This window comes from Streptomyces sp. NPDC058877 (assembly GCF_042742855.1).
Classification (GTDB): Bacteria; Actinomycetota; Actinomycetes; order Streptomycetales; family Streptomycetaceae; genus Streptomyces.
Window position 1 is genome coordinate 1 of the sequence record NZ_JBHYMF010000272.1, and the last position, 7602, is coordinate 7602.

7 protein-coding genes are annotated in these 7602 nt (G+C 71.2%); 1 reads left to right on the plus strand and 6 read right to left on the minus strand.

Going from position 1 to position 7602, the window contains the following annotated elements:
- Positions 1-30: 30 nt before the first annotated feature.
- From ACFW2Y_RS33445 to ACFW2Y_RS33470, 6 genes are all read right to left on the minus strand, one after another.
- Positions 31-1584: a DoxX family membrane protein gene (locus ACFW2Y_RS33445; protein ID WP_384886790.1), complete on the minus strand. Its 1554-nt coding sequence runs from the start codon at positions 1582-1584 to the stop codon at positions 31-33.
- 95 nt (positions 1585-1679) lie between these two features.
- Entirely contained in the window at positions 1680-2636 is a 957-nt protein-coding gene (gene rlmB, locus ACFW2Y_RS33450) for a 23S rRNA (guanosine(2251)-2'-O)-methyltransferase RlmB (protein WP_384886793.1), read from the minus strand.
- 79 nt (positions 2637-2715) lie between these two features.
- Positions 2716-4113 (minus strand): cysteine--tRNA ligase, encoded by a 1398-nt coding sequence (gene cysS / locus ACFW2Y_RS33455; protein WP_384886796.1) that lies wholly within the window; start codon positions 4111-4113, stop codon positions 2716-2718.
- Between the two features lie 64 nt (positions 4114-4177).
- A complete protein-coding gene (ispF, locus tag ACFW2Y_RS33460) occupies positions 4178-4705 on the minus strand; it encodes a 2-C-methyl-D-erythritol 2,4-cyclodiphosphate synthase (protein WP_384886799.1) in 528 nt (175 codons plus the stop codon).
- Entirely contained in the window at positions 4695-5450 is a 756-nt protein-coding gene (gene ispD / locus ACFW2Y_RS33465) for a 2-C-methyl-D-erythritol 4-phosphate cytidylyltransferase (RefSeq protein ID WP_384886802.1), read from the minus strand. Before ispD ends, ispF begins: the two co-directional genes overlap by 11 nt.
- A gap of 310 nt (positions 5451-5760) precedes the next feature.
- On the minus strand, positions 5761-6243 hold the full coding sequence (locus ACFW2Y_RS33470) for a CarD family transcriptional regulator (protein ID WP_003953493.1): 483 nt from the start codon (positions 6241-6243) through the stop codon (positions 5761-5763).
- A 704-nt stretch (positions 6244-6947) separates the two neighbouring features.
- Between ACFW2Y_RS33470 and ACFW2Y_RS33475 the strand changes: the two genes are divergently transcribed.
- Positions 6948-7577, plus strand: coding sequence for a DUF461 domain-containing protein (locus ACFW2Y_RS33475; RefSeq protein WP_384886805.1), 630 nt, complete (start codon positions 6948-6950; stop codon positions 7575-7577).
- Positions 7578-7602 lie beyond the last annotated feature (25 nt).

Here is a 7602-nt window from a genome sequence, read left to right on the forward strand (position 1 = left end):
GTGCCGCCCTTCCGGTGTGCGGCGGCCGTGTCAGCCCAACAGGCCGCCGATCGGGTTCCGTGCGCCGCCCGTCGTCGAACCGCTCTCGGACGGGGTGGTGGTGGATCCGGTCGAGCCCCCGCCCGAGGTGCCGCCGGTGCTGGTCGGGGTGTCGCTGGTGGACGGCGGCGGCGCCGGCTGCGACTGCGCGGGCGGACGGCTGGTGCCACCGGTGCTGGTGCCCTGGGTGGAGGTCGGCCGCTGCTCCCGCGTCCGGGTGGACTCACGGGTGGTCTCGGCGGGCCGGGTGGCCTCCTGGGTCTCTTCGCTGCGCGCCGGGGCCTCGGTGGTCGCGGCGGGCTCGGGGGCCTTCGAAGGGGCCTTCGAGGGGGCGCGGCCGGCCGGCTCCTGGGGAAGCGGCTGGCCCGGAAGGTGGTTGATCGGGTCGTCGTTGGGGCCCGGGACCGTGACCATCTCGGTGGAGCGGACGGCACCGCCGAGGACGGAGCCGATGAGGAGGGTGAGGCCGACGACGACGGCGGCGAGGAGGGTGCCCCGCCGGGTGACGCGGCGACGGAGCTCCCAGAGTTCGGCACGGGGGCCGAGGGTGCGCCAGGCCTCGCCGGCGAGGCGGCCGTCCAGGGAGTAGACGGGGGCGCCCGCGATGATCAGCGGCGACCAGGCCGCCAGGTAGATGATGTCGGCGGAGTCGTAGACCGGGACGGTCCGCCAGCTGACGGTCAGCAGGAGCGCGGCGGACAGCAGGGCGCCGACGACGGCGGCGACGCGCTGCCAGAGCCCGAGGACCGTGAGGACGCCCACGACGACCTGGAGGAAGGCGACGGTGAGCCCGGCGCCGACGGGGTGTTGGAGGGCGAAGTCACGGAGCGGCTCGGCAAGGGCCCAGGGGTGGAGGGAGGTGAGCCACTTCACCATGGAGCCGCGCTCGCCGCCGTCGAAGTAGACGGGGTCGCAGAGCTTGCCCATGCCCGCGTAGATGGAGATGAAGCCGAGGAAGACGCGGAGCGGGAGGAGGACCACCCCGAGGTTCATCCGCCGGCCGGGGTAGTAGCCGTTGCGGACGTCGTCCCGGCTCTGGCGCCGGTCGGCACGGCCGTCCTGCGTCTCGTCCCCGTACGGCTCGACGGGCTCCGGTCCGAGGTCGTACACCTCGTCGTAGGCGCCCTCGGCGCGGCGCATCGGCGGCAGCAGGGGCGCGGCCTCGGCGGGCACCACGGGGGTGGGCATGGTGGTTTCGACGCGCGGGATGGCCTGGGTCTCCGCGGCGGCGTGACCGCCGACCGGTTCGAGCGTGGCGACGGAGGACTCGCGTACGGCCTGGAGGAGGCCGGTCGCTCCCGGCGAAGACTTTCCGGTCCACACGACGGGGCGGCGGCGCGGGCCGCCCGCTGCGATGCCGGCGGCTCCGGCAAGGGCGGCTGTGCGGGCGCCGGCGCCGAACTTGGGCTGCGGGGCCGGCGCGAGCCGCACACGGAAGCTGGCGTGGTTCACGATCACCTGGGCGGGATCGGAATCCACCTTGACCATGCTCAGCGGAGGCTGATCGTCGAACCCCGGCCGGGGCGTTCTGGTGTCCACACTCATCTAACCGAGTGATGTGCGGTTAGGACACTGCCTTGACGGTTGCCAAATGTCCGAGACCCGTCAAGATCACGGCCGGGGTGATTCCTCCGTTCGGGTCAGCCCATGCGGCGGCGGGCGGCCTCGTACAGCACGACGCCCGCGGCCACACCGGCGTTGAGGGACTCGGCGCCCCCCGGCATCGGGATGCGGACGAGGAAGTCGCAGGTCTCACCGACGAGTCGGGAGAGGCCCTTGCCCTCGGAGCCGACGACGATGACGACGGGGCCTTCGAGGGCCTCCAGCTCGTGGACCTCGGTGTCGCCGTCGGCGGAGAGGCCGACGACCGTGAGGCCGGCCTTCTGGTACTGCTCCAGACAGCGGGTCAGGTTCGTCGCCCGGGCGACCGGGGTGCGGGCCGCGGTGCCGGCGGAGGTCTTCCAGGCCCCGGCGGTCATGCCGGCGGCGCGGCGCTCGGGAACCACGACGCCGTGGCCGCCGAAGGCGGAGACGGAGCGGACCACCGCACCGAGGTTACGCGGGTCGGTGACGCCGTCGAGGGCGACGATCAGCGGGTCCTCGTGCTCGTCGTAGGCCGCCGCGGCGAGGTCCTCCGGGTGCGCGTACTCGTACGGCGGGACCTGGAGGACGAGGCCCTGGTGGTTGAGGCCGTTGGTCATCCGGTCGAGCTCGGGGCGCGGCGCCTCCATGATGTTGATGTTGCCGCGGCCGGTGGCGAGGTTGAGGGCTTCGCGCACGCGCTCGTCGTTGTCGATGAACTGCTGCACGTACAGGGTCGTGGCGGGCACGCCGTCGCGCAGGGCCTCGAAGACCGGGTTGCGACCGACGACCATCTCGGACAGGCCCTTGCCGCCGCGCCGGGCGACGGGGCGGCGGGCGGCGGTCTGCCGCGCCTGGGCGTTGGCCACGCGGTTCTTCTTGTGGCCCTTGCGCATGGAGGCGGGCGGGGTCGGGCCCTTGCCTTCCAGGCCCTTGCGCCGCTGGCCACCGCTGCCGACCGTCGCGCCCTTCTTGTTGGACGTGCGACGGTTCCTGCGCTGGCTGTTCCCGGCCATGACTACTCTCATCCTCGGTGTTGCGTTGCGTGGGTCTGTAACTGAAGTGTGCCGCTCGGAGGCCCGAGCGGCACGTCTTCTAACGGTTGCCCAGCGTCCAGCGGGGGCCGTCGGGGCTGTCCTCGATGGCGAGGCCGGAGCGGTTCAACTGGTCGCGGATCGCGTCCGCGGTCGCCCAGTCCTTGCGTTCGCGCGCCGATTCGCGCTGCTGGAGCACGAGGCGCACGAGGGCGTCGACGACGCCGTGGAGCTCCTCGCCGTCACCCGTCTCCTCGACCCAGTGCGGGTCCAGCGGGTCCAGGCCGAGCACGCCGAGCATGGCGCGGACCTCGGCGAGGCGGGCGACGGCCTCGTCCTTGTCGTCCGCGGCGAGGGCGCTGTTGCCCTGGCGGACGGTGGTGTGGATGATCGCGAGCGCCTGCGGGACGCCCAGGTCGTCGTCCATGGCCTCGGCGAAGGCGGCCGGCACCTCGGCGGCGGGGGCGACGGCCGTCCCGGCCTTCTCGGTGGCGCGCTGGACGAAGCCCTCGATGCGGGCGAAGGCCGCCTCGGCCTCGCGCAGGGACTCCTCGCTGTACTCGATCATCGAGCGGTAGTGCGGGGTGCCCAGGTAGTAGCGCAGCACGATGGGGCGCCAGTTCTTGACCATCTCGGACACCAGCACGCTGTTGCCGAGCGACTTGGACATCTTCTCGCCGCTCATGGTGACCCAGGCGTTGTGCACCCAGTACTGCGCGAACTCGTCGCCGAAGGCCTTGGCCTGGGCGATCTCGTTCTCGTGGTGCGGGAAGATCAGGTCGAGGCCGCCGCCGTGGATGTCGAAGGCGGAACCCAGGTACTTGTGGGCCATCGCCGAGCACTCCAGGTGCCAGCCCGGACGGCCGCGGCCCCAGGGGGTCTCCCAGTCCGGCTCGCCCGGCTTGGTCGCCTTCCACATGGCGAAGTCGCGCGGGTCGCGCTTGCCGGAGACGCCTTCGTCGGGCTGGCGGAGGTCGTCGATGTCCTGGTTGGACAGCTCCAGGTAGCCCGGGAAGGAGCGCACGTCGAAGTAGACGCTGCCGTCCGCCTCGTAGGCGTGGCCACGCTCGATGAGGCCCCGCATCATCTCGACCATCTCGGGGACGTGACCGGTGGCGCGCGGTTCGTAGGTCGGCGGGAGGCAACCCAGCGCCTCGTAACCGGCGTTGAACGCACGCTCGTTCTCGTATCCGATGGACCACCAGGGGCGACCCTGCTCGGCGCCCTTCCTGATGATCTTGTCGTCGATGTCGGTGACGTTCCGGATGAACGTGACGTCGTAGCCGCGGTGGGCGAACCAGCGGCGCATGATGTCGAAGTTCAGGCCCGAGCGGATGTGGCCGATGTGCGGGGCCGCCTGCACGGTGGCACCGCACAGGTAGATCGAGACGCAGCCCGGCGTGAGCGGGGTGAAGTCACGGATCTGCCGGGCGCTTGTGTCGTACAGGCGAATAGTCACCACTCCAGGGTAGTGGGCGCATGGTGATGCCCTGCGCCCCGCTAGGGGTCGCCGATGACGTTTTTCACCGCTCCCGGGGGCGCTCCGGAGTGACGACGGGGTACACGAGGGCGGTCGCGAGGGCCGCGAGCCCCTCGGCCCGGCCGGTGAGCCCGAGGCCGTCCGTCGTGGTGCCGGAGACGGAGACCGGAGCGCCGGCAGCCTCGCCGAGCGCCTTCTGGGCCTCTGCGCGCCGCTTGCCGATCTTGGGGCGGACGCCGATGACCTGGACGGCGATGTTGCCGATCTCGTACCCCTCGGCGCGGACGATCCGGGCGGCCTCGGCGAGGAGCGTGACGCCGGAGGCGCCGGACCACTCGGGGCGCGAGGTGCCGAAGTGGGCGCCGAGGTCGCCGATGCCGGCGGCGGAGAAGAGCGCGTCGCAGGCGGCGTGGGCGGCGACGTCACCGTCGGAGTGGCCGGCGAGGCCGTACCCGCCGCTGTCGGGGCCGTCCCAGAGCAGGCCGGCGCACCAGAGTTCGCGGCCCTCCTCGAAGGCGTGGACGTCGGTACCGATGCCGGTACGGGGAAGGATCATCGGCTCAGAAGCCATCGTTGGCCCTCCTGCGGGCGAGTACGGCCTCGGCGAGGACGAGGTCGAGGGGACGGGTCACCTTGAAGGCCTCTTCGTGGCCGGGCACGACGACGACGGGTGCGCCGAGCCGCTCGACCATGCCGGCGTCGTCGGTGGCGCCCTCACCGGCGAGTGCGACGGTGGCGTGGGCGTTGACCAGGGTGTCGTGGTCGAAGCCCTGCGGGGTCTGGACGGCACGGAGCCGGGCGCGGACCGGGGTGGCGACGACCTGCTCGGGGTCGCCCGGCCGCTCGGCCGGCTCGACCTCCTTGACGGTGTCGGCAACGGGCAGCGCGGGCACCACGGCGACGGCACCGTCCCGTACGGCCTCGATGACGGCGTCCACCGTGTCCACGGGGACCAGGGGCCGGGCCGCGTCGTGCACCAGGACGGTGGTGATGCCCTCGGGAAGCGCTTCGAGGCCGAGGCGGACGGACTCCTGGCGGGTGTCGCCCCCGGGGACGACCAGGTAGTCCGTGCGGTCCGGGAGGGCGTGGGCGTCGAGGAGGTTCTTGACCTCGGCGGCGCCGGCGCCGTCGGGGGGTGCGACCACGACGACGAGCGAGACCGCGCGGGAGGCGGCCATCGCGCGGACGGCGTGGATGAGCATGGGGGTGCCGCCCAGCGCCCGGAGCGCCTTGGGGGCGCCCGGACCGAGGCGTACGCCCCGCCCTGCGGCCGGGATCACCACGGCGGTACGACGGGGACGCGCTTCGTCTGACATCGGTTGCACTCCGGCAGGTTTGTTTCCGCGGCCGACATGGGTATGGCCTTCACCGTGCCGGACGCTCCGCCTTGACCGGGCCCTTTCCGTGATGACGGTCGAGGCGTGGCCGCGTGGGCACAGGGGTTCGGGCGTAGGGAAAGTTCAGGGGGTGCGGGTTACTTCAGCGGTACGCGCACGCATACGGTTCGTATACGCACGCGAACATGCCGCAGCGCCCGACGACTGCACTGTGTGGGTTCACAGCACGCCAGCGGGCACCGCGGCATCGCTTCACTTGAGAGCGTGACTCTTCACTTGGGAACGCGACTCAGGACGCGAGGACCTCGTCGAGGAGGGCCTCGGCCTTGTCCTCATTCGTGTTCTCGGCGAGGGCCAGCTCGCTCACCAGGATCTGGCGAGCCTTGGCGAGCATCCGCTTCTCACCAGCGGAGAGCCCGCGCTCGCGCTCACGCCGCCACAGGTCACGCACCACTTCGGCGACCTTGATGACGTCGCCGGAGGCGAGCTTCTCGAGATTTGCCTTGTAGCGACGGGACCAGTTCGTCGGCTCCTCGGCATACGGTGCACGCAGCACCTCGAAGACCCGGTCCAGCCCGTCCTGACCGACCACGTCGCGGACGCCAACGAACTCCGCGTTGTCCGCCGGCACGCGAACCGTCAGGTCACCCTGCGCGACCTTGAGCACCAAGTAGGTCTTGTCCACGCCTTTGATCTGGCGAGTTTCGATGGCCTCGATCAGCGCGGCCCCGTGATGGGGATAGACCACGGTGTCGCCAACCTTGAACGTCATGTGACAGGTACCCCTTCCGTGGCTATCCAGAGTAACACGGATTCTGCTTCTTCTGAATGACGTTTTCGCAGGTCAGGGCATATCTCGGGGCTTGACAACGATGATGCGAACGTGCTGCGAAGGCCTTCCGGAAGGCGGTATTCGCAGGTCGGAGCGGCTGCGCGGACGGAGAGAAACGCGCACGTTACACACATCCAGAGTCCCTCCAAGAGGACTCAATGCCCCACTTTGTCCGGTTCGAAGTGACCTTCTCCGCCCGATCCGTTCGAAGATCGGCCACTCGTACGGATGCGCCTCGGGAGGATTCCCGGAATTGATCAGCGACATCGGCCGAGATCGGTCGGGGATTTCCCCGAGGGCGGGCTCCGGGGAATGCGGGGCGCCCTCGGAATTGATCAAGACAGTTATGTGAACAACAGGTCAATGCGTCGTGATCCAGCCACATCGGCGGGACGGACGACGAGCGCCGGAAGGGTTCGCGGAGGACGGACCGGGCGATGACCCGGGAGGGGACGGGGCACCCGCCCGGGACCCTCGACGGGACCGTGTGCCCCGCCCCGCGGCGGGGCGCCGCCGACCGGTCTGGCCGCTTAGGGGCGGGTCGGGTGCGGGACGGAGAGTGCGGCTCGGTAACCTAAGCGCGCTGACACGCCTTTAGCTGTTCCTCGGTTTCCCGTCCGTACGTCCTAGGAGATGCCGCCGCCGTGAGCCGCAGCCTTCGACGCGGCGCCCTCGCCGCCACCGCCATCGTGTTCTCCGTCGCCGCACTGTCCGCCTGTGGCGCGGGCAACGACGCGCAGACGCTCAAGATCCGTCCGGACAACGCCGCCGTCACGGTGGACGACGTCAAGATCCAGAACGCGCTGGTGATCACCCAGCCCGAGCCCGGCGCCAAGGGCCCGGCCGCGGTTTCGGCCACCGTCTTCAACAACGGCCGCCTGCCGCAGACCATCGACGCGATCAGCCTGCCGGGCACGAACTCGGCCGTGACGCTGAAGTCGGCCGAGGGCTCCGGCCCGATCACCGTCCCCGCCGGCGGCTCGGTCGTCATCGGTGGCGAGGGCAACGCCTCCGCCATGATCGAGAACGGCAGCGAGGCCGCCCGCGACGGCGACGCGCAGCAGGTCGTCTTCAAGCTGAGCAGGACCGGCGACGTCGGCCTGAACGCGTTCGTCGTCCCGGCGAAGAGCTACTTCAAGGACTTCGGCCCCGAGGTCGTCCCGGCTCCCCCGGGCGCCACGCCGACCGCCAGCGAGTCGCCCGCCGGCGAGGGCGAGCACGGCGCGGAGCACGGCGGCGAGTCCTCGGAGCAGCCGGTGGACGCCAGCCACTGAGGCCACCGAAGCACGCACGAAGGGG